Annotated in this window: 29 protein-coding genes and 2 tRNA genes; 22 read left to right on the top strand and 9 right to left on the bottom strand. The window is 47.4% G+C overall.

The window, feature by feature from the left end; genetic code table 11:
* Positions 1-231 precede the first annotated feature (231 nt).
* From E4N65_RS12220 to E4N65_RS08485, 6 genes are all read left to right on the top strand, one after another.
* Complete coding sequence (locus E4N65_RS12220; RefSeq protein ID WP_371921832.1) at positions 232-354, top strand: BrnA antitoxin family protein; 123 nt, start codon at positions 232-234, stop codon at positions 352-354.
* Between the two features lie 138 nt (positions 355-492).
* Positions 493-2,187: a DNA repair helicase XPB gene (locus E4N65_RS08505; protein ID WP_253674821.1), complete on the top strand. Its 1,695-nt coding sequence runs from the start codon at positions 493-495 to the stop codon at positions 2,185-2,187.
* 94 nt (positions 2,188-2,281) lie between these two features.
* On the top strand, positions 2,282-3,097 hold the full coding sequence (gene flgF / locus E4N65_RS08500; RefSeq protein WP_044015511.1) for a flagellar basal-body rod protein FlgF: 816 nt from the start codon (positions 2,282-2,284) through the stop codon (positions 3,095-3,097).
* A 23-nt stretch (positions 3,098-3,120) separates the two neighbouring features.
* Positions 3,121-3,915: a flagellar basal-body rod protein FlgG gene (gene flgG, locus E4N65_RS08495; protein WP_016524140.1), complete on the top strand. Its 795-nt coding sequence runs from the start codon at positions 3,121-3,123 to the stop codon at positions 3,913-3,915.
* Between the two features lie 219 nt (positions 3,916-4,134).
* Entirely contained in the window at positions 4,135-4,659 is a 525-nt protein-coding gene (locus E4N65_RS08490) for a rod-binding protein (RefSeq protein ID WP_253672780.1), read from the top strand.
* Between the two features lie 180 nt (positions 4,660-4,839).
* Positions 4,840-5,697: a class I SAM-dependent methyltransferase gene (locus tag E4N65_RS08485; RefSeq protein WP_253672778.1), complete on the top strand. Its 858-nt coding sequence runs from the start codon at positions 4,840-4,842 to the stop codon at positions 5,695-5,697.
* Positions 5,698-5,753: 56 nt separating this feature from the next.
* Here the strand turns inward: E4N65_RS08485 and E4N65_RS08480 are convergent, their stop codons facing one another.
* The 3 genes from E4N65_RS08480 to E4N65_RS08470 are packed head-to-tail and all read right to left on the bottom strand — an operon-like array spanning position 5,754 to position 8,755.
* Positions 5,754-6,893 (bottom strand): ABC transporter substrate-binding protein, encoded by a 1,140-nt coding sequence (locus E4N65_RS08480; RefSeq protein ID WP_253672776.1) that lies wholly within the window; start codon positions 6,891-6,893, stop codon positions 5,754-5,756.
* A 30-nt stretch (positions 6,894-6,923) separates the two neighbouring features.
* Positions 6,924-7,715 (bottom strand): ABC transporter ATP-binding protein, encoded by a 792-nt coding sequence (locus E4N65_RS08475; RefSeq protein WP_253672774.1) that lies wholly within the window; start codon positions 7,713-7,715, stop codon positions 6,924-6,926.
* Positions 7,712-8,755, bottom strand: a complete 1,044-nt coding sequence (locus E4N65_RS08470; RefSeq protein WP_253672772.1) for a FecCD family ABC transporter permease — start codon at positions 8,753-8,755, stop codon at positions 7,712-7,714. The genes E4N65_RS08475 and E4N65_RS08470 overlap by 4 nt, the downstream gene beginning before the upstream one ends.
* 62 nt (positions 8,756-8,817) lie before the next feature.
* On the opposite strand from E4N65_RS08470, the gene E4N65_RS08465 reads away from it, so the two are divergent.
* The 4 genes from E4N65_RS08465 to E4N65_RS08450 all read left to right on the top strand — a co-directional run bounded on the left by E4N65_RS08465 (position 8,818) and on the right by E4N65_RS08450 (position 11,876).
* Positions 8,818-9,507, top strand: a complete 690-nt coding sequence (locus E4N65_RS08465; RefSeq protein ID WP_253672770.1) for a Crp/Fnr family transcriptional regulator — start codon at positions 8,818-8,820, stop codon at positions 9,505-9,507.
* Between the two features lie 18 nt (positions 9,508-9,525).
* Positions 9,526-10,365, top strand: a complete 840-nt coding sequence (locus tag E4N65_RS08460) for a Rossmann-like domain-containing protein (RefSeq protein WP_253672768.1) — start codon at positions 9,526-9,528, stop codon at positions 10,363-10,365.
* Position 10,366: 1 nt separating this feature from the next.
* Complete coding sequence (locus E4N65_RS08455) at positions 10,367-11,017, top strand: cupin domain-containing protein (protein ID WP_253672766.1); 651 nt, start codon at positions 10,367-10,369, stop codon at positions 11,015-11,017.
* 88 nt (positions 11,018-11,105) lie between these two features.
* On the top strand, positions 11,106-11,876 hold the full coding sequence (locus tag E4N65_RS08450; RefSeq protein WP_253672764.1) for a class I SAM-dependent methyltransferase: 771 nt from the start codon (positions 11,106-11,108) through the stop codon (positions 11,874-11,876).
* Positions 11,877-11,909: 33 nt separating this feature from the next.
* On the opposite strand, the gene E4N65_RS08445 is transcribed toward E4N65_RS08450, so the two are convergent.
* The 3 genes from E4N65_RS08445 to def are packed head-to-tail and all read right to left on the bottom strand — an operon-like array spanning position 11,910 to position 14,425.
* A complete protein-coding gene (locus E4N65_RS08445; RefSeq protein WP_044015526.1) occupies positions 11,910-12,911 on the bottom strand; it encodes a PASTA domain-containing protein in 1,002 nt (333 codons plus the stop codon).
* A gap of 15 nt (positions 12,912-12,926) precedes the next feature.
* Complete coding sequence (fmt, locus tag E4N65_RS08440; protein WP_044015528.1) at positions 12,927-13,904, bottom strand: methionyl-tRNA formyltransferase; 978 nt, start codon at positions 13,902-13,904, stop codon at positions 12,927-12,929.
* Entirely contained in the window at positions 13,904-14,425 is a 522-nt protein-coding gene (def, locus tag E4N65_RS08435; protein WP_044015530.1) for a peptide deformylase, read from the bottom strand. Before def ends, fmt begins: the two co-directional genes overlap by 1 nt.
* Positions 14,426-14,558: 133 nt before the next feature.
* Between def and E4N65_RS08430 the strand changes: the two genes are divergently transcribed.
* Positions 14,559-14,630: transfer RNA gene (locus E4N65_RS08430), tRNA-His, on the top strand.
* A gap of 93 nt (positions 14,631-14,723) precedes the next feature.
* A tRNA-Arg gene (locus E4N65_RS08425) sits at positions 14,724-14,797 on the top strand.
* Positions 14,798-14,832: 35 nt separating this feature from the next.
* Here the strand turns inward: E4N65_RS08425 and E4N65_RS08420 are convergent.
* Positions 14,833-15,810 carry a GNAT family N-acetyltransferase gene (locus tag E4N65_RS08420; protein ID WP_044015532.1) on the bottom strand — a complete coding sequence of 326 codons (978 nt, stop codon included), beginning with the start codon at positions 15,808-15,810 and terminating at the stop codon, positions 14,833-14,835.
* Positions 15,811-15,923: 113 nt separating this feature from the next.
* Between E4N65_RS08420 and eno the strand changes: the two genes are divergently transcribed.
* From eno to E4N65_RS08405, 3 genes are read left to right on the top strand one after another with little or no spacing between them, the layout of a single operon-like run.
* On the top strand, positions 15,924-17,222 hold the full coding sequence (eno, locus tag E4N65_RS08415) for a phosphopyruvate hydratase (RefSeq protein ID WP_044015534.1): 1,299 nt from the start codon (positions 15,924-15,926) through the stop codon (positions 17,220-17,222).
* Positions 17,223-17,247: 25 nt separating this feature from the next.
* Complete coding sequence (locus tag E4N65_RS08410) at positions 17,248-17,628, top strand: RidA family protein (RefSeq protein ID WP_044015536.1); 381 nt, start codon at positions 17,248-17,250, stop codon at positions 17,626-17,628.
* Entirely contained in the window at positions 17,621-18,778 is a 1,158-nt protein-coding gene (locus E4N65_RS08405) for a DUF8086 family protein (RefSeq protein ID WP_235619672.1), read from the top strand. The genes E4N65_RS08410 and E4N65_RS08405 overlap by 8 nt, the downstream gene beginning before the upstream one ends.
* Positions 18,779-18,884: 106 nt before the next feature.
* Here the strand turns inward: E4N65_RS08405 and E4N65_RS08400 are convergent, their stop codons facing one another.
* Positions 18,885-19,946: a Gx transporter family protein gene (locus tag E4N65_RS08400; protein WP_044015538.1), complete on the bottom strand. Its 1,062-nt coding sequence runs from the start codon at positions 19,944-19,946 to the stop codon at positions 18,885-18,887.
* Between the two features lie 12 nt (positions 19,947-19,958).
* Positions 19,959-20,477, bottom strand: a complete 519-nt coding sequence (locus E4N65_RS08395; protein ID WP_044015539.1) for an FKBP-type peptidyl-prolyl cis-trans isomerase — start codon at positions 20,475-20,477, stop codon at positions 19,959-19,961.
* A 236-nt stretch (positions 20,478-20,713) separates the two neighbouring features.
* Here E4N65_RS08395 and rplU point away from each other — a divergent pair, with 236 nt between their 5' ends.
* From rplU to E4N65_RS08360, 7 genes are all read left to right on the top strand, one after another.
* On the top strand, positions 20,714-21,028 hold the full coding sequence (gene rplU, locus E4N65_RS08390; RefSeq protein ID WP_016522145.1) for a 50S ribosomal protein L21: 315 nt from the start codon (positions 20,714-20,716) through the stop codon (positions 21,026-21,028).
* A gap of 7 nt (positions 21,029-21,035) precedes the next feature.
* Positions 21,036-21,359 carry a ribosomal-processing cysteine protease Prp gene (locus E4N65_RS08385; RefSeq protein WP_044015541.1) on the top strand — a complete coding sequence of 108 codons (324 nt, stop codon included), beginning with the start codon at positions 21,036-21,038 and terminating at the stop codon, positions 21,357-21,359.
* 35 nt (positions 21,360-21,394) lie between these two features.
* Positions 21,395-21,646, top strand: a complete 252-nt coding sequence (gene rpmA, locus E4N65_RS08380; RefSeq protein WP_006187878.1) for a 50S ribosomal protein L27 — start codon at positions 21,395-21,397, stop codon at positions 21,644-21,646.
* A 228-nt stretch (positions 21,647-21,874) separates the two neighbouring features.
* Positions 21,875-23,182: a GTPase ObgE gene (gene obgE / locus E4N65_RS08375; protein WP_253672762.1), complete on the top strand. Its 1,308-nt coding sequence runs from the start codon at positions 21,875-21,877 to the stop codon at positions 23,180-23,182.
* A complete protein-coding gene (gene nadD, locus E4N65_RS08370) occupies positions 23,179-23,769 on the top strand; it encodes a nicotinate (nicotinamide) nucleotide adenylyltransferase (protein ID WP_253672760.1) in 591 nt (196 codons plus the stop codon). The genes obgE and nadD overlap by 4 nt, the downstream gene beginning before the upstream one ends.
* The gene (yqeK, locus tag E4N65_RS08365) at positions 23,762-24,382 is read left to right on the top strand and encodes a bis(5'-nucleosyl)-tetraphosphatase (symmetrical) YqeK (protein WP_253672758.1); all 621 of its coding nucleotides are present in this window, start codon (positions 23,762-23,764) and stop codon (positions 24,380-24,382) included. The genes nadD and yqeK overlap by 8 nt, the downstream gene beginning before the upstream one ends.
* Positions 24,379-25,563, top strand: a complete 1,185-nt coding sequence (locus E4N65_RS08360) for an LCP family protein (RefSeq protein WP_253672756.1) — start codon at positions 24,379-24,381, stop codon at positions 25,561-25,563. Before yqeK ends, E4N65_RS08360 begins: the two co-directional genes overlap by 4 nt.
* Position 25,564 lies beyond the last annotated feature (1 nt).

The raw sequence follows: 25,564 nt of genomic DNA, 5'->3' as shown, positions 1-25,564 counted from the left end.
AAAATGTATATACCATTAAGTATGGATGATGGGTTGTTTGAATGGGACAATGAAAAAGAGTTATATTATGATGCAGTCAATGACACTTTCGGAAGCTAAAAGTATGCTTACACAACAGCGGATAGAACAGTTAAAAACACTTGCTGAACAACCGATTGATACATCTGATATTCTGGAGCTAACACAAGAAGAGTTTTTTAAAATGTATCGTCCAATAAAAAACCGCTTTCAATCCGTCTTGATTCGGACATTATTGTATGGCTTAAATCATACGGTAAGGGGTATCAGAGCCGAATATATACCATTTTACGCAATGCAATGGCAGCGGAAAAACAAGCAGCACAGCGAAGATAATCCATTTGACACCGGTCAAACTTATGTTCAGCGAAGTACACGGACGTACTTCACTGAACGAGCGACGCAGTAGATACGCCGTCTATTTTCAAAAGACCGATTTGACTAAACGTGAAGGATAGCGTAAAATTATCCGTTATGTCCGCTTCATTAAAACCGCTTATCATTCAAGGCGACCGCTCTATATTGCTCGACGTTCATGCGCCGGAAGCAACGGATGCGCGCTTTGCACTTATCCCCTTTGCAGAACTTGAAAAATCTCCCGAACACTTGCATACCTACCGCTTAACCGGCTTGTCATTATGGAATGCCGCAAGCGCAGGTTTCACTGCCGAAAAGATTACGGAAACGCTCAAACGGTTTTCCCGTTTTGATATTCCGCCTGCCGTACTCGGTTGGGTGGAAGAAACGTTCAGCAGGTACGGAAAGATTAAACTAACCGAGTGTGAAGATGATTCGTTTTTGTATTTGACGGCGGAAAACGATCGGATATATCAGGAATTAAAAGCTTCGCCGAAGCTTGCAAAGTATCTGGTTGCGGCGGAAAAACCGCGTTCGTTTTTAATTGCGCTTTTGAACCGCGGTACGGTAAAACAGGCGCTGCTGAAAATGGGCTGGCCGGTGCGCGATGAGGTTCCATTGAAAGACGGTGCGCCGCTTGCGGTTGATTTACGTACGCAGACAAAAAAAGAAAAGGATTTTATCATCCGCGACTATCAGCGGGAAGCGGCGGAAGCATTTACCGGCGATAAGGGGCCGGGAACAGGCTTCGGTACGATTGTGCTGCCGTGCGGTGCAGGTAAGACGATTGTCGGTATGTTGGTTATGTCTATGCTGAACACTGATACATTGATTCTAACCACTAACACCGCCGCGGTGCATCAGTGGAAGCGCGAGTTAATCGATAAAACCGGACTGGAACCCGACAGCATCGGTATTTATTCAAGCGATACCAAAGAGATTAAGCCCGTTACCGTGGCGACCTATCAAATTTTAACATGGCGGCCGGACACCGAATCGGAGTTCCCTCATTTTAAGCTATTCCGCCAACGGAACTGGGGCTTGATTATCTATGACGAGGTGCATCTACTTCCGGCTCCGGTGTTCCGCATTACCGCGGAGCTGCAAGTGATTAGGCGGCTCGGCTTAACGGCAACGCTGATCAGAGAGGACGGCTGCGAGGGGGATGTGTTTAGTCTCGTCGGTCCGAAGCGCTATGACGTGCCGTGGAAGGAGCTGGAAGAAAAGGGCTGGATTGCCCACGCCTATTGTACGGAAATACGCATCCCCTTGCCAGTCTCTAAAGAGATTGAGTATGCCGCCGCCCCCTTGCGCGAAAAGCACCGGATTGCGAGTGAGAACGAAGCAAAAAACGAAATTGTTCGGCAGCTGCTTGCACGGCATACCGACGACCAAATTTTGATTATCGGACAATACATTACACAGCTGAAAAAAATAGCCGAAGCGGTGCATGCCCCGCTCATTACCGGAAAAACGCCGAATGCCGAACGGGAAGTGTTGTACGACTCATTCAGAGCGGGCGATATTTCCGTACTGGTGGTTTCCAAGGTAGCGAATTTCGCAATCGATTTGCCGGACGCTTCCGTAGCGATTCAAATTTCCGGAACCTTTGGAAGCAGGCAGGAGGAAGCCCAGCGGCTCGGACGCATTCTTCGCCCTAAAGAGCGCGATTCGTTTTTTTACACGCTGGTAACCCGCCATTCCGTCGAAGAAGAATGCGCCGACCACCGTCAAAAATTCCTTGCGGAACAGGGCTATGCCTACTCGCTCATCACCGACGCGGATTTCGCCTCCGGTACATGCATACGATAGTGCGATGGAATCACTAAACTTCCAATTATAATTGCTTCAATAAAAACCTCTTCATATTTTTCCCCTTGTGCCGATATTGAGTAGAGAGGTTCTTATGATTAGAGGTTGGTACACTGCGGCAAGCGGTATGAACGCTCAGCAAAAACAGTTGGACGTTATCGCTCAGAATTTAGCAAATGCCGATACGACAAGCTATAAACGGGACGTTGCGACCCATAAAAATTTCCCCGAATTACTGATACGGCGCTTAAATGATGACGGCGTTGTTAAAAATCCCTTCGGTTCCTCAGACATTGCACCCATTATCGGAAAGCTCGGCCTTGGGGTGGAGCTGAATGAAATCTTTACCGAGTTTGAGCAGGGTTCCTTAAAGCAGACCAATGCCGCCTCCGATCTCGCGCTTGAAGGCAAGGGCTTTTTTTGCGTGGAAACCCCTTACGGTGAACGGTATACCCGCAACGGAAACTTTACCGTCGGCGTTGAAGGCTATTTGATGACCAAAGAAGGCTATCCCGTCCTTGGGGAAAACGGCCGTATCTTTTTACAGGATAAAGAATACAAAGTGAATCAAAACGGGGAGGTTCATGCGCGGCCGATGACCGAACCTGATTCGGATGCAACGCTGACCGACCGGCTTAAAATCGTTACCTTTGAAAATGACCGCTATCTGAAAAAGCACGGTTCCAGTTTTTATCTTGATACACCCGTGTCGGGGCCTGCTATCGCTGCGGAGGGAGGCGACCGTCCCGTTGTGGTACAAGGCTTTGTCGAAGCTTCAAATATTAAGGTAGTCAACGAGATGGTACGCATGATCGAAGTTAACCGTGCGTATGAAGCAAATCAAAAGACAATTCAATCCGAAGATACGATGATGAGTAAACTTTGGAACGAGGTTGCGAAAGTAAAATAGCGTAGGAGAAGTAGGAGAATAAGATGGTAAGAAGTTTATGGACAGCCGCAACCGGCATGAATAGTCAGCAAGCAAATATCGATACGGTTGCAAACAACCTTGCAAACGTGAATACCAGCGGTTTTAAAAAGCAGCGAGCAGAATTTGAAGACCTGCTGTATCAGACCATTCGGGCAGCGGGAACGCCTGCAACCGAAGATACGATTACACCTGTCGGCGTGGAGATGGGGCACGGTGCAAAGCTCGCCGCAACGCAGCGGAATTTTGAACAAGGGTCGCTGCAGAACACAGGTGTTTCTACCGATGTGGCTATCGCAGGAGAGGGCTTTTTCCGTGTGCTGCAATATGACGGCACCTATGCCTATACACGGGACGGTTCCTTTAAAATCGATGCCGACCGGCAGTTGGTAACCTCAAACGGACTCCGCTGTTTGCCGGAAATTATTTTCCCGGAAAACTATCTTCCGCACACAATCGCAATCAGCCAAGACGGCCGGGTATCGGTGCGGGTAGGGGAGCAGGATGATCCGGTAGAAGTAGGTCAGATTGAGCTGTACCGCTTTCAGAATCCGGTCGGACTTTCCGCTCAAGGAAGCAATTTGTTCCGGCAAACTCCGGCATCGGGTCAGGCTATCGCAGGGCGCCCCGGCTTTAACGGATTCGGCAAAACCGAGCATAAATTTTTGGAAATGTCGAACGTCTCTACCGTCAGCGAAATGGTCAACATGATTGTCGCACAGCGTGCTTATGAATTTAACTCGAAAGCCATCCAAACCAGCGATAATATGCTCGGCACCGCAGTCGGCTTAAAGCGGTAGTATTCCTTTTGTGCGAAATTTTTCTGAAATTTCGCATATTTTTTTATTGTAGAAAACGGGCAACCGCATCAGACCGAGTAAATAAAAATCGCAGAATAATAGAGGTTGGGCAAGCATTTGAACCGCGAGGTTCAACTCTGGTTGAACAGCCTCTATTATTCTGCGGGCTGTTAAAAAAAACAGTCTGGTACGGTTGCCCTGATTGAAAGGAGCACAACTATGATCAGCGCAGTGCAGCACAATAACCATATCTCATCACAGCATCCGGCGAACAAACATACTGCAAAAAACACGCAGAGCTTTTCTCAGTTGCTTGATTCTTTAAAGACCGAATCCGCACGCTTTTCTACAGCGAAGGAATCCGCTCATTCAAATCTTTCGACGCGGCTGCCGGGTGAGTATCTAAGCTCATTTGAAATCGTTAATCCTACCGATGCAGACCGCGCGGCACAACCTAAAGGTATGGGTGCCGTTTCTGCGGCACAGCACTCCGGTGCAAAGGCCACTATCGATAAAACCTCCGAACTGTATCAGCAAGCACTTGAGCTTGAATCCTACTTTGTCAAAATCATGCTCGACTCTATGCGGAGCACCTTAGGCAAAAATACTCTTGCCGGAAAAGAAAGCTTTGCCGGCCAAATGTACGACGACATGATGTACGAAGAGCTGTCCCGCACGATGACCAAAAACGCAGGGCTCGGTCTTGCCGATCAAATATACTTACAGCTGAACGGGCAAGCGTAAGGAATCTCTGTCCCAGCAATTCTTGTTAAAGCCTTGAAACGCCGGTTAATTCAGAAACGAATTAATCGGCATTTTTTTATTCTTGACATTGGTAAAAAGTTAGCGTAGGATAACTGTTATTTTTAGATACACGAATGCCTATCTATAGGACATCTCTCAAAACTATAAAAGGATATGATGATGAATGAACAAAAGCATACTCCGCCTCTGCAATTAGGTGCTATACAAGAGACGATGCTGATACCGGTTACGATAAAAGCAACTGAGACTCAGCGGAAAAATGCGAGGATTAAAGATTATACCGCTGTAAAAATTCTTGAGACCTTGCAGTGCGATACTTCAAAATACGACAAATTTATGAGCCATGAGGGAGTTATTGCACGCACGATTATGTTTGACCGGGAAGCTGCCTCTTTTATTGCAGCGCATCCTGATTGCACCGTACTGAATCTTGCGTGCGGACTTGATGACCGATTCTCCCGTGTCGATAACGGAACTATCCGCTGGTTCGATCTTGACCTTGCCGACAGCATGGCGGTACGGCGTCAGTTCTTCTCCGATACCGATCGGAGAAAGATGCTCATCGGATCCGTACTTGATACTGCATGGGTTACCGCGGTAAAGAGTTCCGGTAACTACAAGGAACCCTCTTATGTATTGATCATAATAGAAGGGCTTCTCATGTATCTGACGGAAGCCGAGGTTAAAGAGACCTTTGACATTATTGCAGACTTTTTTCCAGAAGCACAGATTATCACTGAGCTGATGTGTAGAGCCGCAGCAGGATTCTCGAAGCACCACGATACCGTTAAACATACCGGTGCGGTATTCCGGTGGGGTATTGATAACGGGCATGAGCTTGAAGCGCTGTGCCCAAAGCTGAAGCTGCTTAAAGAAGAAAGCTTTAATCTGGAAATGATCAAATACACATTCCGCGGCTGGCTATTCGGTAATCTGCCTAAGTTCAAGCGGCTGAATAATAGGCTTGCGGTATTTGGAGTGAATGCTTACTCTCCTACCCCCACCGTTTCGGTATAGACTTCAATATCCCCCGACACGGAATGCAGGGGGATTAAACGATCCGTACTACTGAATTAAAAATACTGCCGCTTTGTCTCTGTGCGGGGATGTAAAATCCATTCTACATCGGCATCGGTAAGCGTCATATTATAGAATTGTTTATAATATTCTTTTATTTTTTGATTCATATCGATATCGCCGAAAAGGTCGGGTCGGGCTGTTTTCGCAAACCACCACATAGCAAGCGGAGTATCGGTTGTGGGCGGCCACCAGCGGTGCATTCCAAACGGAAACTTAAAGACTTGCCGGTTTTTAACGGCATTTATACCGCTCCAATCATGTCCGGGAGCTGCAGTGTTGTTGTATAAATTATCCGGTGTCTTATCGGAAAAGGTTAAGATAAAGACCTGATCAGGCTGCCATTCATATATTTGTTCCATATTGATAGCACCCTGAGTTGCCTTCCCTCCAAGGTTTATTCCGCCCAGCAAGTTCGCCCAGTATTGCCCGAACGATTTTTTTCCGGCAGAGGCGATGGTTGTGTCCGAATACTTACTGATAAACAGAATCTTATTCGGAGAAGAGAGCGGATGTTTTGCAATTCGTGCTTTAATTTCCTTTTCAACTTGTTCGCCGTAGGCAATAATCTGTTGAGCAGGGCTTTCCATTTGCAGTGTTTGAGCCATTGTATCCATCCACGATTTAAGGGTTACAAGCGGGCTTGCATCCCATCCGGTACTCGGATGCGCTAAGGCTACAGCAGCAATCCCTGCTTGCCGGAGAGGATCCGCAACCGATGCATCCATATAAAAGACAACATCCGGTTTGAGCTTAATCAGCTCTTCCAAGTTGAGCTTTCCGCCGGTATAAAACGAAGAGGAAATATTTTGGAAGTCCGGGGCATATTTCGAAAATATGCTGTACTTTGCCCCATTGACGGAATCGGGGGATACACCGACAATGTTACTCGTTTTACCTTGCTGAAACACGGTTAGAACCGTCGGTGCCGGCAGTGGACCTAATACAACGATTCGTTCGATCTTATTGGGAACCTCTACCGAATTTCCCTTAAAGTCTACAACCGTGTGAGTTCCTTCTGCAGCACTCATCGCCGCGGTTCCGGCTGTCTTTGCCGGTTCATCTTTTTTACCGGCGCCGTAGACACCGCCCAACACAATAGAAAAAAACAATACTGTTATTAGTAGTTTTTTCATACCTTACACTCCTTCTGGTAAGTAATTGTTTTATTTCGCTAAAGATACCGCCGTTACAGCGCTGTACGGTATCCCTTTATGCGAAGCCTGAAGAATATCAACGTGCACCTGAAAAACATCTTCCATTATCTCTGCGTTAATAACCGTCTCCGATTGCCCGAATATACTTTCTCCGCTGCGGGAGAGAATGAGCGACTTGTCGGAAATACGCAGGGCATGGGCGGGGTAATGGGTGTTGAATACGCAGCATAAGCCGTCAACTTTTGCAAGCCGGTGAACCGTTTCCAAAATGATAAGCTGGTTTCGGAAATCCAAGTTTGATTCAGGTTCATCCAGCACCAGCATCTCCGGCTTGCTGCACAGTGCCCGGGCGATCAGCACCATTTGCAGCTCCCCGCCGCTTAAACGGTTGCAATACTTGCCGCGTAAATGGGAAATGCCTACTGCTTCCATCGCTTCTTCACAGTATTGTCTATCCTTTTCGCCCGGCACGCCGAACAATCCGATGTGTACACTGCGTCCCAATAGAATCATCTCCTCTACGGTAAAAGCAAAGGGGAGATATTTTGCCTGCGGAACATAGGCAATACGCCTCCACAGCTGTTGTGTAGGAATTTCTACAATATTCTGTCCGTCAACCGTACTGGTACCGGAATTCCATTGCAGCATCCCCATCATGCAGCGGAGCAACGTTGTTTTTCCGATACCGTTGGGGCCAAGGATGGATAATATCTGCCCGCTCTCTATCGAAAAAGAAACATCCCGTAAAACCGGTGCGCCGCCTTTAAATGCAAATGTCCCATTATGAACCGCGAATATCACTTCCAGCCGCCTCCCGTCCGTTTTAGCAGTATGATAAAGAAAGGAGCTCCTACAAGGGCTGTCAGAATGGAAAGGGGAATTTCCGACTGCGTTGCACTGCGGGCGACTGTATCTAACAGCAGCATGAACACAGCACCGATGCTGGCGCTTGCAGGAATAACCCGCCGGTTATCACTTCCGAAGAGCATCCGGCATACATGAGGCACCACGAGCCCTACCCAGCCGATTTGTCCGCACATAGAAACACTGGAAGCAATAACCGCCGCCGATGCGATAATGATCAGTAAGCGTATTTTTCGGAGATCGATCCCCATAGACTTTGCTTCATCATCAGATAAGGTAAGGATATTGCATTTCCACCGTGCAAGGATTAAGATTACCGTTCCTGTTACAATAATCGGCGCTCCTACGGCTAAACCTTTCCATGTGGCATTATTCAGACTCCCAAGCAGCCAATAGGTAATTGTCGGGAGTTTTTCTTCAGAATCTGCCGTGTATTTAATGAGCGATACCATTGCCTGGAATAGCGCAGACACCACAACGCCTGCTAACACCAGCATAACAATGGAGTTCTGCTGCTTTATTTTTCCTGCTTGATAGGTAAGGTATAGGGCAAGAATGCCGAAAACAAGGGCACTGAGCTGTACAATCAGCAGGCGTTGATCTGCCAGCAGTGCCAGTGCGGCACCGAAACTTGCACCTGAGGCAACTCCCAGCGTATCGGGTGAAACCAGAGGATTGGAAAGCAGCGCTTGTAACCCTGCTCCGGCACTTGCCAATGCACAGCCGCAGAGCAGCCCTAACAGGATGCGGGGCAGTCTAATACCGATGATAATTTGAGCTTCGATATTGTCTTTTGCCAGAGCAATACTTTTATGGACAATGAGCTGTGCAATAGCGCGGACAGCTCCGCTTACCGGTACCGAATATCGTCCGATGCAGAGGCTGATTGCCATCGCAATAAGCGGTGCTAAAAACAAGAGACATCCAAATAAAACGGGATACAGCCGCCGGTTCTCTTTTTTGATCATTGTTGACATTGGAAAAAAGTTAGCATAAACTAACCATGTATTCTGTTGCCGTTGCAACAAAGAAGGAAAAAATGCTTAATTTTTGTACAGCTTTTTTAGCACATTCTGCGGTATTTAAAGGTATCCCTGCTCAAGAAATTGATAAAGCTGTTTCCTGCCTTCACGGATTTTATCGGTTACTTGAAAGCGGGCAGGAAGTACATCCTATAGCTGATACTATCCCTTACGCAGGCATTGTGATTACCGGCTGCATTCATGTAGAACAAATCGGTGTTGATGGGAAGATCATACTGCTTAAGCAAGTGCAAAGGGGAGACCTGTTCGGCGCAGAACTCAGTTGTTTAGGGCTGACAAATCCATTTTTACGTATGGTAAGTGCTCAAAAATCAAAGGTGCTGTTTATCAAAGTGCCGTCTGCACAAAATAAGACGTGCCGAACCTGTCCGTATAAGATGACTGTTTTAGAGAATATCCTCAGGGAAGTTGCACGTGAGGCAGTATATCTGAATCTGAAAATTCAGCTTCTTTCACAGCCGACACTCCGTGATAAACTGCTGTTTTACCTGAATGTAATGCATGACTCGCAGCACTCTCATGCTTTTACGATCCCGTTTACGCGGGAAAAACTGGCACAGTTTATTTGCGCTGATAGAAGTGCGGTATCGCGGGAGTTGAGCCGTATGCAGCGCGAAGGTATTATCACAATTGAGGGGAAACAGATCAAGTTTTTGTTGCGCCGGCAACAGACGGTAAACGGATAAATTCGGTATAAGTAATGTATGGAAGATTTAAAGGCTATTTTGGATATAAACCGTGCGTTGTATAAAAGATTCGGCTTACCGCTGCCGGTTTTTGATGAGCTTATTACAGGCTTCCGCTGGATGATGACAGCTGATACCAACTCACATATAAGCCTTGCGCTGCGTGTTGAAGAAAATATAAGCCCTGAACAATATGCGAAAATTGCAGCGGAGCTTTACGGTAAGCCGGTAGACGTATGTATCGAACTGCTGCTTAAACAGCATGATCCTCATCTACGGAATCTCATCGTAAGCTTAAGCAGTTTGATGAGTAAGCCGCTCAATACGGCGGAACTTTTGGCGAAGCGCAGCATTGTGAGGACGGAAGGTCTGCAATTCCGGTATCAAACGGAAGGAAAAAAGGTCGGACTTATCGGGTTCGGTGTTTATATCAACCGTTTTTTGAACCGCTGTAAAGAATTTCATGTGTTTGATTTACGGAAACCGGAAACAATTCTAAGTTATCACTATAAAAACGGGCTGCATCGGTTTCCGGAAGGCATACAATGGCATCTTGGACATAATGCCGCTGATTTTTGCGATATACTCAGTACGCTTGATATTATCATTATGTCAGGCAGCACTATTGTGAATAATTCATATACGACATTGCGGCAAGCGGGAACCAATGCGGAAATTGTAGGCTTGTACGGACCGAGTTGCGAGCTTTGCCCCGATTACTTTTTTGAGCAAGGGTATAACTATATGTTTAGTACCTCGGTTAGGGATAAGGAAATGTATTTGAAGACTGCCCTCGGTGCAGAGCAGACATACCGGGAATTTGACTATATGGATATTTATGAACTTGAAAGGAAATAAGATGAAAGAAAAACGAATATTTTCCATTGCAGAAGAGCATAAACCGATAGTGGGGTGTACAACGTCAGAGGCGGTATTGCAAGGCAGTATGTGCAGCATGTCAGTGTTTTCTATTGCAGCGGAGACCAATATCAGCCCCGAAACTTATAACTATCCTAAGCTTTGGAAGATAGAGCAAGGGAGTGCAGATGTTATCTATCTTAGTGAGCATACTCAGCCGCTGCAGTACGGCGAGCTGTTTGTGGTGCCGGAAAATATTCCGGTCGGCATACAAAGCAGCGGCGGATGTATATATTCGGAAATCATATTCAATAAGGAGTGTTCTATGAACAAAATTTTGAAAGGCGGAGAGCTTTTTGTCTTAAAAGAATTGCTTCCATACAAGGAAGCAAATATCGTCAGCATGGATCTTGTTGATGACAAAAAAACAAAATTTGTGCTGATGTCGTTTGATGCGGGTACGGAGCTGCAGCCCCATGCAGCTCCCGGGGAAGCAATTGTATTCGGGCTTGACGGTGAAGCTATCATCGGTTATGAAGGCAAGGAATACCGCATACATGAAGGTGAAAACTTCAAGTTCGATAAAGACGGCAGACACTATGTAAAAGCAGTGGGTAAATTTAAAATGGCGTTGCTGCTGATTCGCGAATAGTAAGATCGTACAAAAGGAAAAGGGCATCTCTCAATTAACAATCGAGGTGTAGAGGTGTCCTTCTCTATAAAACTTTCTGTAGGAGATTATGATGTACGAAGCTGGACATGTTTTTTTAGCAAGAATCGGTAAAACGACGCTCCGTCCGGGCGGTATTGAAGCTACCGAATGGCTGATTGATCAGGCTGCAATAACACAGGAGACAAAGGTTCTTGAGGTTGCGTGCAATAGAGGGCGCACCATGATTCAGTTGGCACAGAGATTCGGATGTGCCGTTACAGGTGTCGATCTTGATGAAAATGCCTTACAAAATGCGAAAGCCAATATCGAAAAAAATAATCTACAAGAGAAACTTACGCTGATACACGGAGATGCAACGGCATTACCGTTTGAAGATAATAGTTTTGATGTTATTATCAATGAAGCAATGCTGACCATGCTGGTGGGCGACCGCAAAGACAAAGCTCTCAAAGAGTATTTCCGTGTGCTTAAACCGGGCGGTAGAGTAGTAACACAGGATGTTTTTTTTACCGTTAAAGACGCGGCACAGCAAAAGGAACTCAGAATGGGTCTAAGCAAGACTATTAACGTAAACGTCGAGCCGCTCGATGCCGAGGGGTGGAAGAGCCTTTTTTTCCGGAACGGATTTACCGTAACACAGAAATGCGGAATGATGACCCTGCTCAGCCCCCGCGGTTTGCTCCGAGATGAAGGCTTGTGGAATACGCTGCATATTATCCGGTGTGCACTCAAGAAAGAAAACAGAGTAATGTTCTCCAAGATGTACCGTTACTTTAACGGACACAAGTACGAACTGGGCTATATCTGCAACGCGGGCGTAAAATCGGCAGCGGTCTAATGCTTAGTGTTCAACTCAAAGCCTCACTCCCGTTTATTCCGCCGTATTTGCGCCTACCGTTTCGGTGTAGACCTCTTTGTTGAGCACTTCCAGCGACAGCTTTGTTCCTTCCGGAACGGTGTACGGTACGGAATATGCGCCGCCCGGATGCCGGAATGAGGTAAGGAGATCCTTATCCCCGTTGGGATACGCCGCATAGAGCGAAACGGTAAAGGGGTAGGGGAACTCTGCCAGTGTTGTTTTGAGGATACCGGACACCATGCCGTCTGCCGGTTCCGGCAGGGAAACGGTCAGTGTTACCGGAGAAAATACCGGAACTTCGCTCTGTGCTGCGGCGCTTTGCTGTTGTACGGTAATATCCGTTCCCGTTGTGCTGCCTGCTGTAAAGGCAAAAGTTACCGCAGCTCTCTGCATTACCTGATATATTTTTTTTAGATCGGCGCCGGCCATATTGGGAACTTGGGTTGTTTCTGCTTGCGTTCCCTTGCTTACCACAAAGGTCAGCTCCATATTATTCGCAATCGGAGTTCCCGCTGCGGGTTCCTGCTCAAGGATGGTTCCTGCGGGTTCGGCGCTGTATTTTGTCAAATACGGCTGTTTAATCTGGAGGTATTGGCGGCTGCCGGAGGTAAACAACTCCCGTATCCGATTTTGTACATCTTCGATGTTCTCTCCGATATAGTTCTGTACCGTATCGATGACAGTCCCTTGGCTTACCACCAGCTCGATCCGTTTGCCGCCTTTGACGATAGCCCCCGGGCTGGGATCCTGCTCAAGGATAAGCCCCTTCTCATCTGCTTTTTGAGAATAGCGGAGCTGAATGCGCGGATAGAGCTCACGCGCCTGCAAATCGAGCAGCGCTTCGGGTAAATCTTTACCGACAACATTCGGTACCATCACTTGCTCGGCACTTTTTAACGAAATAAAAAAGACCAGCGTCGAAACCGCAACAAAAACGATGAGCATCACCAACGATGTAATAACAATTGTTTTTCCGTTTCCGCTGATATCATCAGCAATATCACCTATACTCATACTTAATCCTTAGATTTATGTTTCCGGAAGAGATCGGAGCGTCGTTCCGATAAAGCCGGCTGCCCCGTTTAAAAAATCCTTCCATTGCATTGCTTTTTTTGTTTCCTTCTGGAGTATCTGAACTGCCAAAATACTCTTGCCTGTTTGTACCAATACGCCTTCCCGTTTATCAATGCCGAGTACCAGTCCGGGTGTTTCGGGAGATTCCGCCGCTGCGTTCCCCGTATACGGATGAGCCTGTATAATAGAAAGTTTTGAACCCATCCAATAGGTAAAGGCTCCCGGCCACGGGGTGTAGGCGCGTATTTTTCGATCTATTGCGCCGGCATCATCTTGCCAGCACAGTAATCCGCTATCTTTTTCCAACAGCGTACAATAGGTTGCTGCTGCATGATTTTGCTGTGTTGCGGTGACAGAACCCGTTTCTACCGTTTTAAGCGCTTGCACGATGAGCGAAGCGCCGAGTTCTGCACAGCGGGTTAAGAGCGTTTCGGTCGTATCGGACGGTTCAACCGGCAGCTCTTTTTGAATAACGATGTCTCCCGCATCCATTTCCTGCGCCATATACTGAACGGTTACACCTGTTGTGCTATCTCCTGCAAGGATTGCTGCCGGTACCGGACTCGGTCCCCTCCATCGGGGCAGCAGGGACGGATGAATATTGAGCGCTCCGTGTGGAAATAATGCCAGCGTCTTCGGGCCGAAAATCTTTCCATACGCAAAACATACCATTATATCAGGTCGGAGCGCCGCTACTGCTTCGCGAAAATCCGCATTTAATTTTTCCGGTGTAAAGACCGGTACCTCTTGAGCGATGACGCCGCGTTCTTTTAGTTCGGCAACCGCCTGCGCTACCGCAGAGTCTGCATATTTTTTGCCGCGTCCGACACGGGCGGGCGGAGCCGTTAACACGCCGGCAAGAGGATAGGTCTTTGCTATTGCTCGCAAGGCCGGGATTGCACAATCGGGAGTTCCGGCAAAAAAAACGTTCATTATGCACGCGCCCGCTTTTTTGCTTCGCGCTGTTTTTTGCGCTCTTGTTGTTGAGTAAACTTTGCAATGAGGTTATCTCGTTCTTTTTCGGATAGCCGGTCAATGAAAAGGACTCCTTCAAGGTGATCATACTCATGCTGGATGACCCGCGCGAGTAAACCGGTTGCTTCTATCGTCCTGCGCCGTCCGTTCATATCCTGATATTGCACGGTAACGGCTTCGGGGCGAACAACGTCCGCATACATTTTAGGGATGCTTAAACAGCCTTCTTCATAGCTGCATTGTTTTTCCGAAGTGCCGACAATGAGCGGATTAATGAATACTCGTTCCACGCCGTCATCGATTTTTACGATAAAAAGTCTTACATTTTTTCCTATCTGAGGCGCCGCCAAACCGATACCTTTATCCTCATCCATCGTTATAAACATTTCCCGTATCAGTTCATGCAAGGCTTCATCAATATGCTCTACCGGCTTTGAGGGCTGCCGGAGCGTTTCTTCACCTAAATACAGTACCTTCATCGCGCATTATAGTACAAAATTTATGCCGTGCGGTCAATGTGTTTACAAAGTGAACGTACCGGAAATCTCTGTCCCGCATCTATCAGCTACTTGACTTTTTTGGGGTTATTTGGCATTATCGCCTGTATTCACGGTGGGTGTAGTTCAGTGGTAGAGCGCCAGATTGTGGATCTGGTTGTCGTGGGTTCGAACCCCATCACCCACCCTTTTACGTTTATGCTCGTTGTGCATCACTAAAAGCTAACTGAGTTTTTAGTGATGCACATAAATTAGTCTGTTTTGGGCATGAGCGAAAAATGCGCCTGTAGCTCAGTTGGATAGAGCAACGGACTTCGAATCCGTAGGTCGCACGTTCGAGCCGTGTCGGGCGCACGTTTTTTACCCATTCATATTTTTTACAAATCCCGTTACTCATCACTGGATAAATCTTTTACATACAAGAGTCCTTTCTGCTCAAACCCTTCCCGTTCAAGTAGCGCAATCACATGAGCCGGTGCGCAAAAGTCGGCAAATATCAGTACATCAGCCAAAGGTTTGGCATACGTACAGGCTCGCTGTAGAAGCTCTTTACCGAGTCCAAGCCCCCGATACTCAGGCAATACCCGCAAGAACGGAATACAAAAACTTTCATTAAACGGGAAGGCAATGACGGAGCAAACCCCGCACAACCCGTTTTCATTGTATGCAGTGATATACACAGCATTATGCTGAGTTGTACCGTACTTCTGTCCGGCTGCGGCGCAAACATTCGCATCAAAAAATGCTGTGTATCCAAGTAGGCTACCCGCTTCAAATGCTGCCTTTTCGTCAAAGTCGTCAAAGGATATTATCTTATCACTGTCGTCGGATGTTGTTTCCGTTTTACGGATAAAATTTCGCAAAAGTTCGGTATTCAACGCATCGTATTTTTCAATCTGAAACGTAAAATCTTCCTGTAAAAGCTGACTGTCCGTTTCATCTTCAAAACTGATTTTTTCCAGTCCCCAGAGTTTTCGCAGATCATTATACCATTCGTACACGGCAGCATTCATCTGCTGATCCTTGAAGCGGTACCATTCGCGTTCAACAGCAGGTGCGGTTTTCAGCGCTTCTTTATACCGGCGAAAGACGCCTTTCCGCTGTCCGAGCGCATTGAGCAATGCCTCCCGCAGTAGCGGATTATGCACCAGTGCAGTAAACTGCTCCATCACATGGAAACCATGCGCGGAAGTCCATTTAGGAAGATTGTAATAGCGCTGTTCGTCGATAACCGTTTCATAATTATCGCCAATGGTATCTGCAGCAACACAGACACCTTCAAGTGCATCGAATAAAAGAATTTCCGTTTGATTTTCCATAGAAAAGATAATATCGTTGAGCATTTCGGGGGATAAAATAAATGTCATACCATTTGATTATATCATAAAATAAGTGTAATATGTAGCGGATTATCTCTAGGGCATCTCTAAAAACTCGGTTAGCTTTTTAGAAGTTCCCTCTGAAAGATGGGAGGTCGTATATGAGCGATATTGTGTATATTGAAGGACGTGAGATTCTCGATTCTCGCGGAAATCCTACTGTTGAAGTTGATGTTGCATTGAGCGACGGCAGTTTCGGACGTGCCTGCGTTCCGTCGGGAGCATCTACCGGCGAGTTTGAAGCGTTGGAAATGCGCGACGGTGATGCAAAACGCTACGGCGGCAAGGGTGTGTTAAAGGCTGTTGATAATGTGAATACCATTATTGCGGAAGAGCTTGAGGGAATGGATGCCTTGGAACAGGCTGAAATCGATCAGACTATGCTCAACCTGGATGGAACACCGAATAAGTCAAAACTCGGCGCCAATGCGATGCTCGGCGTTTCGATGGCGGTTGCACGCGCTGCTGCCGACTATGTCGGTTTACCGCTGTACCGTTACTTGGGCGGCGCACATACACTGCAAATGCCCGTGCCGATGGCAAATATCATCAACGGCGGCAAGCATTCCGACAACAAAATCGACTTTCAGGAATACATGGTGATGCCGATCGGCGCCGAATCCATTCACGAAGCGGTGCGCATGACGGCGGAAGTGTTCCATGCTTTGAAGAGCCTTTTGAAAGCAGACGGCAAAGCTACCTCTGTCGGTGATGAAGGCGGTTTCGCTCCGGATATCGATAACGAAGCGGCGCTGGAGTATATTATGAAGGCGATCGATAAGGCAGGCTATAAGCCGCGCACCGATATTGCCATCGCGCTGGACTGCGCTTCTTCCGAATTGTTCGACGAGGGCGGACGCAAGGGCTATAAATTCTGGAAGTCTAATCCGGATAAGCTGTTCACTGCGGATGAGATGATCGAAATCTACAAAAAGTGGATTAACACCTATCCGATCGTTTCTATCGAAGATCCGCTCGATCAAAATGATTGGGAAGGCTATGCCCGCCTGACCAAAGAACTCGGCAGCAAAATTCAGATTGTCGGCGACGACTTCTTTGTTACCAACACCGAACGGCTGCAGCGCGGTATTAAGGAAAAGGCCTGTAACTCCATTTTGATTAAGCTCAATCAAATCGGCACGGTTACCGAAACCATCGATGCGGTACGTATGGCGCAGAACGCAGGCTATACCGCCGTTATTTCTCACCGCTCAGGCGAAACCGAGGATGCGTTTATCGCCGATCTCGCTGTTGCGCTGGAAGCAGGACAGATCAAGACCGGTTCGATGAGCCGCAGCGACCGTATTGCAAAGTACAACCAGCTGATCCGCATCGAAGAAGAACTCGGCTGCCAAGCCCGCTATGCAGGCGCCGCAACCTTCGCACGGTACGGGTTTTAATATCAATTAGATAAAGGATTTATTTATGAAACAGATTATTGCAACAGACAAGGCGCCGGCCGCAATCGGGCCGTATTCGCAAGGGACAGCCGCAAACGGCTTTATCTTTACCTCCGGCCAGCTGCCGATCGATCCCGCTACGGGTGCTTTTGTTCCGGGCGGTATTGCCGAACAAACCCGCCAATCGCTGATGAACCTGAAAGCGGTACTCGAAGCAGGCGGCAGCAGTTTGGACAAGGTGCTTAAAACAACCGTGTTTTTAAGCGATATGAACAACTTTGCGGAAATGAACAAAGTGTACAGCGAGGTATTCGGTACCGGAAATTATCCGGGGCGCTCAGCTGTAGAAGTTGCCCGTCTGCCGAAAGACGGACTGGTCGAAATTGAGGCAATCGCTCTTGCGTAAGTTGATTTTAGCGCTGCCGCTTGCGGCAGCGCTTGTTTTTTTCGCTTGTACAAAACAAAAGACAGAAACCGAAACGTCGCCGGCACAAAAAAGTGCATCGGCAGCGCCGGTTGAAGTTCCGTCCGCCAATCATTGGAAATATTTCTCCGTTGCCGATAACGGTTCCGTGGAATTAAAAAATACCGATGCTGTTTCCGAAATACCTGCCGCAGTGTTTAAACCGTGGACGGAGGCGGTTCAAGTTGCCGATTTCGGTTTAAATAACGGGAATGCCGTTTTTTTAATCAATAAATGCGGACTGTATCCGATTCGTTCTTTACAATCCAGCGCGAAGCTTCCGGTTGGACATGAGCTTTTTTCACAGGCTACCGCCGGAGATCTGTATACGGTTGACGGGCAGTTTTTTATCCGCATTTACCAAAATTCTATCTTTTTATCGCGCGATACATCTGAAAATACGCTCTTTTTATTGCGTGCCGATTCCGGATTCTCATCGTATACACCCGTGGCTGATGTAACGTATCTGCATTTACCGAAAGGAGCACAGTGTAAATCGCTTGAACAGGTTGGCGGTCAATGGTATGCGAGTTTTAAGGCTGATAACGGAACGGATATTTCCTTCTCGTATGTAAAATGCAGTAACTTTGCTTCCTTTATGCAGAAGGATGCCTATAAACATATCGAACAACTGTCTGCAGAAGAATTTAGAGCAGCCTGTGAGCCCCCGCTTTATAACCGGATGCCGGATATGCTCAAAGAATTAGCGGACACAATCGAAAGTAATAGAGATTTGTACTTGAAAGTATTCACCGAAGATTCGGCGGATGGTAGCGTTTTCTTTAAACCTGCACGGAATCAAACAACTGATACTATGGAAGAGAGGGTTCCGGTAACCGTTTATGCAGTTCAGTATTCCCTAAGTGACGCTAGCCGAAGTGCTGCTCTTCTTTTACCTGACGGAACGTTGATGCTTAATGCGAGCAGGCGCGGTATCCGAAAAGTGCAGCTGCCGTCTTTACCGGAAAACTTTAGCTATACTGCGTTTTCTATCTCGGATACGGCCATTACTGCCGCGTGGGAAGAATCGATATTCTATGAAATCGGCCGTGCAGGAATTTTTACCGCTAAGTTGAGTGAATTAGGACTGTAAAAGTCTAATGTTTGTTTTCAGCCGCTGAAAAACTGAGCGGCTGAAAACGGCTGAACTTACTTACGCAAACTTGCGGATTATATGCACTTATCGTGCACGATTGCTCTCACCTTATGAGAACATCCCTCTGCCGTTTTGCGTCGGGGTTGTTGATTATGAAGGGAAGCCCGAGCAGCAGCTCGTCGATGCTTGTGATAAGATGCCGCGGACGTATCTTGTCTTTAAACTCAAGCAATTGCTTAAATATGTAGAGAGATTCATCAAGCACCTTGCCGATCAATCCCGGGATCCTGATTCGTACTTGCAGCGTCCATCGTGAAATAAAAATCATTGCTTGCAGAACAACTGCTTTTTCCAAACCGTTCATCAAGGCTCCGCTTGTGAGCGAGAAACTTCCTATCGAAAACAGTTCTCTTCCTACCGGAATAAAGATATGACACGCTACTATTCCTACCGTCGAAATACAAAGCGGCACCCAATATATTTTTTGTTTTTCTGCAATACAGAGCAAAAAGCCCGCAGTAAAAATGACAGCCTTTGCCGGTAAGCCCGGTATAAAAAGGAGTGCAATCAACAAGGTGAAGCCTGTTATCAATCGGAGCCGCGGATGAGCGGCAGGATTCGTATTGTCCGGTAGCCGAACGTATAACGGGGAATCTGTGTCCCGTATATGGGCATACCATTCGGATTCCGCTTCAAAGCTTTCGCAAAAAATACCGAGGATTAAAGACGTTACCGCACCGATAAAGAGAAAGGGCGGCACCATATAGCGGATACCTTCTCCGAAAATAAAGAATCGCCCGATAAAAAGCTGTATGCAGTTTGATACAAAGGCACCTGCCATGCTGATCCCCGCAAGCGAGAGCGCTTTACGGGGAATTTTATGCAAGGCATACATCATAAGCGCGGCACCGATTGTCCCTGCTGCCGAAAACAGGACGAGATAAGAAAAGAGCGTTCCGCTGATAAACGCCTGCCCGAGAATTTTTATCATCGTCAGCAATAAAAACGCCGGAAACGATAACACATCAAGTGCGAGCATCAACGGAACATTCGCAAGACCTATCCGCAAAAACGGCAGCGGCTTGGGAATAACAAATTCAATAGCCGAAAGGAAGAAACACAAGGCGCCGAAAACCGGCACCAGCGCATCCTGTTTTTTGTTCATAGTATAGCCGGTTTAATGACAGCCTGAGCACCCGCCGCAGCCGCCTTCACCTGTACCGCAGCTGCTTCCGCAACCGCCTGCGAAGGATTGCTGAACTTCTTCAAGCTCTTCGGGTGTAGCATCCCGCACACCGGCAATCTTTATATCGAAGTGTAGTGTCTTTCCGGCAAGCGGATGGTTTGCATCCAGTGTGATAATATCGCCGTCAATGGCGGTTATAACCACATGATGGCCGCTCGTTTCAAATTCCATACCGACTTCCAGCTGGGTGTCGGGCGGAAATTGGGCACGGCTTACCTCAAAGACCGCACGCGGGTCGATTTCACCGTAAGCCTGCTGCGGCGCTACCGTAAGCGAAAAACTTTCGCCCTCCTCGCGTCCTGCAAGGGCTTTTTCCAAGCCGGGAATAAGCTGGCGATAACCGTGAACATAGTCCAGCGGTCCCATCTGTTCCGATGAATCCAAAATCTCTTGGTTATCATCTTTTAAGGTATACTCAAGGGTAACCAAACAATCGTCTGCAATTTTCATGCTGAATATGATACCGATTTTCCTACGTTCAGGCAAGGCAAAAACTCGAAATGCGTTAGCTCTGAATCCACATCTTGACCTCTATAGGCCGTTTATGCTATATTTTGAAATCAACCGTTTAGTTTTGATGGTATGCACCCGTTCATATATCATCATACAAAAATCTATAAAATACGCGGAGTTATGTATCATGTTTAATGATAGATACTTCCGCAGAAATGTAAACAGAGGTTTTTATGTACGCACTTTTTGAATATAAAGGCAAACAGTATAAGGCTGAACAAGGTTCCAAGATTCTGGTAGATAAGATCAACGAACCGCAGGGAACGGCTATCGATATCGATACCGTTTTACTGGTTAACAATGACGGTAAAGTGTCTGTTGGAGCTCCCTACGTTGCGGGCGCAAAAATTTCGGCAACGGTTGAAGAGAGTATGCGTGATAAGAAGGTGATCGTATACAAGTACAAGAGCAAGAAAGACTATCACCGCACAATCGGGCATCGCCAGCACTACACCTATTTAACGGTTAATTCGATTACCGGGGTGTAAGCGCGGAATGATACAAGTCCTTTTGGAGCTTGATAAAAAGGAGCATCTCCTTTCCGTTGAAGCTTCCGGTCATGCGAATAACGGCGTGAAAGGACATGATATTGTGTGTGCAGCCGTAACGATCCTTTTAAGGACGACTGTACAGGCGCTCGGTTCCGTGCAAGCTGATGTCAGTGCGGAACGGCGCGGTTCGCTTTCTTTTCGGGTACTTAACTATGACGAAACGCAAAGCGAAAAATTACGGTATGCAGCGGAGTTTTTATGGCTTGGGATAGCTTCTTTACAGGAAGAATATCCGCAAGCAGTTCAATGCAAAAAGATACAGCGGTAAGCACATAGATGCTTATCTGATACGAGGAGGCTACTATGGCACGGAAACGAGGCGGAAGCGGTGCAAAAAACGGACGAGATTCAAACCCTAAATATTTGGGCGTTAAGGTATACGGCGGACAGACGGTAAAAGCCGGTTCCATTTTAGTCCGTCAGCGCGGAACTCCCATCCATCCGGGCGATAATGTCGGCCGCGGCAAGGATGATACCTTATTTGCAACTGTAGACGGTACGGTTGTGTATCATCACCGCAATGGCAGACATTTAGCATCTGTAACGCAAGCGTAGGGATGGACGAGCGGTTAATTCCGCAATGATATAGAAAACCTCTAAAAACTTCAGTTTTTAGAGGTTTTCCTTAGATTTAAGTTGCGATGTTTTAATTTCAGTCATTATAATATCAAGACTGAAATTAAAACTCGTCGGGTAACTCTAAAAATCTAACCGAGTTTTTAGAGTTACCCTGTTGTAAGCCGGCTCTAATGCCGGCTTTTTTTTCGAGAAGGAAACAAGGCGATGATTCAATTTGCGGATGAGGCTTTAATCGAAGTTTCATCGGGAAAAGGCGGGAACGGCTGTATTGCTTTCCGGCGGGAAAAGTATGTGCCTAAGGGCGGACCTGCAGGCGGCGACGGCGGGCGCGGCGGCGATGTGCTGTTTGAGATTAAACGGAATATGCGCACGCTTGTGCATTTACGCCATAAGCGGGTATTCCGGGCTAAAAACGGTTTGGATGGGCAAGGCTCAAAACGATTCGGTGCGAAAGGCGCCGACTGTGTTATTCCGCTTCCGCCGGGCTGCATTATTAAAGATGCCGATACCGGTGAGCTTGTCTACGATTTCGGCGACCGGACGGAGGGTCTTATTCCTTTCTTGACCGGCGGTAACGGCGGGTGGGGAAATTGTCATTTTAAAACCTCCACCAATCAAGCGCCGCGCACCGCTTTGCCGGGACAGGAGGGCAAGACCCGCCGGCTTAAAATTGAGCTGAATATCATCGCCGATATCGGACTTGTCGGCTTTCCCAATGCCGGTAAGTCATCACTATTGGATTACTTTACCAATGCCCGCCCTAAGATTGCGCCCTATCCGTTTACCACCAAAATACCGAACCTCGGCGTACTCCGTATTGATGAGGAACAGGATATTATCATCGCGGATATACCGGGGATATTGGAGGGCGCTTCGGAGGGAGTCGGCCTCGGTATCCGGTTCTTAAAGCATATTTCGCGGACGGCGGGGCTGGCCTTTTTGATTGACCTTTCCGATGAGAATTATTTAACCGCGTATGATACTCTCTGCGGAGAGCTTGCAGCCTATTCGGATGAATTGGCTGCAAAAAAACGAGTTATTATCGCAACCAAGCTTGACCTTGAGGGAACAAAAGAGCGGCTCAAGACCCTGCGGGAAAAACTTTCCGATGTGCCCGTACTCGGTATTTCGGTGTTTAACCGCTGGGGATTGGACGAGGTTCGCGATGCGTTTGTTGCGCTGGTAGAAGAGCTTGCTGCAGCGGATGCGGATAAGAGCGCTGAAGCTTCGGCAGAGAGTGTCGCCGGCGAATGCGTACACGGCACCGCATCCGGTGATGACTGGACGGCGGCCGGTTTATCGGCAGATATGGCTGCGGGCGGTGTGTTCGATTTCGATAGTGCTGCCGGAAGCAACCATTCTAATGCCGCCGGCGGTATGCAAAAGACTATCGTACCAGCTGCGGCAGACAATAACTTTATGCATGCGGAACTGGAAGACCCCGTTTACGTGCAGCAGGAAGGTTTCGGTGCAACGGTGAGTTTAAGCCGCAAGCGGAAGGGTAAAAAATGAGGCTCGCCGTATTGGGCGGATCTTACAATCCTATTCATCTCGGCCATTTGATGCTTGCCGATGCGGTTTCGCTCCGTTACGGGTACGACACCGTAGCCTTTATCCCCGCGTTCTTATCACCCTTTAAAGACGGACACTCCGGCTGCACCGCCGAGGACAGACTCGCAATGGTGAAACTCGCAATCGCCGATAATCCGGCTTTTTACTGTGAACCCTGCGAGATACAGCGGCAAGGTGTTTCGTATACCATCGATACGTTAAAATTCCTAAAGAAAAAATTTCCTCAATGTGAAGGGAAAATCGGGTTGATTATCGGCGATGATTTACTGGAAGGTTTTACCGGCTGGCGTGAAGCGGTGCACATACCCGATTATGCCGATATAATAGTAGGAAACCGCATTATAGACCGGTATTCTACGGAACAAGCCGACACCGCGGGCAAGATTCCTCATTTGAGAGTAGATAATGCCCTGCTGCCGGTGTCTTCAAGCGGAATACGGGCAGCCATACAAGAAAAAAAGAGCTGGCGCTATCTTGTACCTTCAGCCGTATACTCGTATATTAAAGAACATAAACTCTATGAATGATATCCGTATTGAAAAACTCATCACAGTACTGGACCGGTATGCACGCCGCAATCTTTCCGATCACCGCTATGAACATTCATGCAGGGTTGCCTCTTATGCGGAAGAACTTGCCCGCCGGTACGGTTACGGACACAGGCTGCAGCGGCTTTGTTATCTCGCCGGTATTTCCCACGATATGTGCAAAGAAAAGCCCATCGGCTTTCTACTCCGCACGGTACGGACAGACGGGCAGCCTGTTACGCCCGATGAAGCAGCGAATTCCGAGTTACTGCACGGGCGGGCAGCAGCGGTTTTATTGCAGGAGCATTACGGCATTCATAAAAAATCGCTTTTAAATGCGGTACGCTATCATACCTCCGCTTCTACCAAGTTTGATGCGTTGGGGCGGATCATCTATATTGCGGATAAAATCGAACCCGGCCGGAAAAATTGCGATTACTTACGGGAAAAAGTTGAGCGGCTGACGCTCGATGAGCTTTTTCTTGAAGTGCTGAAAGAGGTTATCGGCTTTGTGGAGTCAAAAGGAAAAAAAGTGCAGGCGTGTACCTATAAAACATATCGATTTCTAAAAGAGAGGCGGATGCAAACAAGCCATCGGGAGGTAAGGAATTGAAAGAGGGAAAAAACATCATCTTTTTACTACTCATCTTAGCTATGCTCATTCCTTCTGGGGTGATTGTGGCACGGAATCTCAATGTTGACCCTATCAGTACCTCTCTTTCTGAGGATAATGTGCTCAAGGTGCTGTTTATCATCGAACACGACAATGTGCCTATTTCTACGAATGTTATTGCGCACTATTCGCAAACACGGCGTGCTGCAATGTTCGATATCCCTGCGAATATCGGATTGATTTTGCCTCAACTTGGACGTACCGGCGGTATTGGCTCGCTTTATACGGAAAAGGACGCGGCTGTTTATAAGAAAGAAATTGAAAAACTGAGCGGTGTTGACATTCCGTTTTATATTGTGTGTTCGCTGACCGACTTTATGTATTTAACCGATTTGCTCGGCGGTATTTCGGTTTTTATTCCTTCTTCCGTCGATATCGATTCCGAACAATATGGAAAGATTTTGCTCCCCTCCGGTTCGGTACTGTTGGACGGCGATAAGGTTCGCGACTATTTGTTGTATGAAGATGAGGCGGATGCCGAAGGTGAGGCGGTAACCCGCAAGCAAAAAGCGGTATTGGCCTTTCTCCGCAGTTTATATGAGCATCCCGAAATGCTCGAAAAAGAACAGTTTAAGGTGTTCAGCCCGCTGCTGCACAGCAATGTTACCGGCGGAAATTTAAAACAGCTTTTGGAATACCTTTGCAAAATCGATTCGGAGCGGTTAGTACCTCAGCGTTTAACGGGCGCCGTGCGTATCGTCGATTCAAAGGAATTACTCTTTCCGTTCCGCGACGGTCAGCAGATAAAGGAAATTATCGGACAGACGCTTGCCGCGCTTGCTTCAAAAGAAGGTACAACGCTGGAGCGGGTGTACGCGTTGGAAGTCTTAAACGGCACTGATATTAACGGACTTGCACGAACCGCCTCCGAGCTCTATCAAAGTTTCGGGTATGACGTTATCCGTGTTGGAAATGCGGCGCAAACGGGAGTGGAGCATACGGTTTTAATCGATAGAATCGGGAACGAGGCGGTAGCAAAGATTGTCGGACAGGTTGTCCGTTGTGAAAATATCGAATCTGCCCAAATCGGTGATGATCATTCCGGTAGCGAAACGAATGTTGACTTTACGTTGATACTCGGTAAAGATTTTAACGGCTATTCGGTACGGCAAAAAAAATAGA

Source organism: Treponema sp. OMZ 855, from assembly GCF_024181145.1.
Classification (GTDB): Bacteria; Spirochaetota; Spirochaetia; order Treponematales; family Treponemataceae; genus Treponema.
This window is presented reverse-complemented; position numbering and strand designations above follow the sequence as displayed.

Bases quoted from the DNA above. Each gene is read 5' to 3' on its own strand.
- E4N65_RS08505 (WP_253674821.1), top strand. From the start codon at position 493: ATGTCCGCTTCATTAAAACCGCTTATCATTCAAGGCGACCGCTCTATA.
- flgF (WP_044015511.1), top strand. From the start codon at position 2,282: ATGATTAGAGGTTGGTACACTGCGGCAAGCGGTATGAACGCTCAGCAA.
- flgG (WP_016524140.1), top strand. From the start codon at position 3,121: ATGGTAAGAAGTTTATGGACAGCCGCAACCGGCATGAATAGTCAGCAA.
- E4N65_RS08490 (WP_253672780.1), top strand. From the start codon at position 4,135: ATGATCAGCGCAGTGCAGCACAATAACCATATCTCATCACAGCATCCG.
- E4N65_RS08485 (WP_253672778.1), top strand. From the start codon at position 4,840: ATGAATGAACAAAAGCATACTCCGCCTCTGCAATTAGGTGCTATACAA.
- E4N65_RS08480 (WP_253672776.1), bottom strand. From the start codon at position 6,893: ATGAAAAAACTACTAATAACAGTATTGTTTTTTTCTATTGTGTTGGGC.
- E4N65_RS08470 (WP_253672772.1), bottom strand. From the start codon at position 8,755: ATGTCAACAATGATCAAAAAAGAGAACCGGCGGCTGTATCCCGTTTTA.
- E4N65_RS08465 (WP_253672770.1), top strand. From the start codon at position 8,818: ATGCTTAATTTTTGTACAGCTTTTTTAGCACATTCTGCGGTATTTAAA.
- E4N65_RS08460 (WP_253672768.1), top strand. From the start codon at position 9,526: ATGGAAGATTTAAAGGCTATTTTGGATATAAACCGTGCGTTGTATAAA.
- E4N65_RS08455 (WP_253672766.1), top strand. From the start codon at position 10,367: ATGAAAGAAAAACGAATATTTTCCATTGCAGAAGAGCATAAACCGATA.
- E4N65_RS08450 (WP_253672764.1), top strand. From the start codon at position 11,106: ATGATGTACGAAGCTGGACATGTTTTTTTAGCAAGAATCGGTAAAACG.
- E4N65_RS08445 (WP_044015526.1), bottom strand. From the start codon at position 12,911: ATGAGTATAGGTGATATTGCTGATGATATCAGCGGAAACGGAAAAACA.
- fmt (WP_044015528.1), bottom strand. From the start codon at position 13,904: ATGAACGTTTTTTTTGCCGGAACTCCCGATTGTGCAATCCCGGCCTTG.
- def (WP_044015530.1), bottom strand. From the start codon at position 14,425: ATGAAGGTACTGTATTTAGGTGAAGAAACGCTCCGGCAGCCCTCAAAG.
- E4N65_RS08420 (WP_044015532.1), bottom strand. From the start codon at position 15,810: ATGACATTTATTTTATCCCCCGAAATGCTCAACGATATTATCTTTTCT.
- eno (WP_044015534.1), top strand. From the start codon at position 15,924: ATGAGCGATATTGTGTATATTGAAGGACGTGAGATTCTCGATTCTCGC.
- E4N65_RS08410 (WP_044015536.1), top strand. From the start codon at position 17,248: ATGAAACAGATTATTGCAACAGACAAGGCGCCGGCCGCAATCGGGCCG.
- E4N65_RS08400 (WP_044015538.1), bottom strand. From the start codon at position 19,946: ATGAACAAAAAACAGGATGCGCTGGTGCCGGTTTTCGGCGCCTTGTGT.
- E4N65_RS08395 (WP_044015539.1), bottom strand. From the start codon at position 20,477: ATGAAAATTGCAGACGATTGTTTGGTTACCCTTGAGTATACCTTAAAA.
- rplU (WP_016522145.1), top strand. From the start codon at position 20,714: ATGTACGCACTTTTTGAATATAAAGGCAAACAGTATAAGGCTGAACAA.
- E4N65_RS08385 (WP_044015541.1), top strand. From the start codon at position 21,036: ATGATACAAGTCCTTTTGGAGCTTGATAAAAAGGAGCATCTCCTTTCC.
- rpmA (WP_006187878.1), top strand. From the start codon at position 21,395: ATGGCACGGAAACGAGGCGGAAGCGGTGCAAAAAACGGACGAGATTCA.
- obgE (WP_253672762.1), top strand. From the start codon at position 21,875: ATGATTCAATTTGCGGATGAGGCTTTAATCGAAGTTTCATCGGGAAAA.
- nadD (WP_253672760.1), top strand. From the start codon at position 23,179: ATGAGGCTCGCCGTATTGGGCGGATCTTACAATCCTATTCATCTCGGC.
- yqeK (WP_253672758.1), top strand. From the start codon at position 23,762: ATGAATGATATCCGTATTGAAAAACTCATCACAGTACTGGACCGGTAT.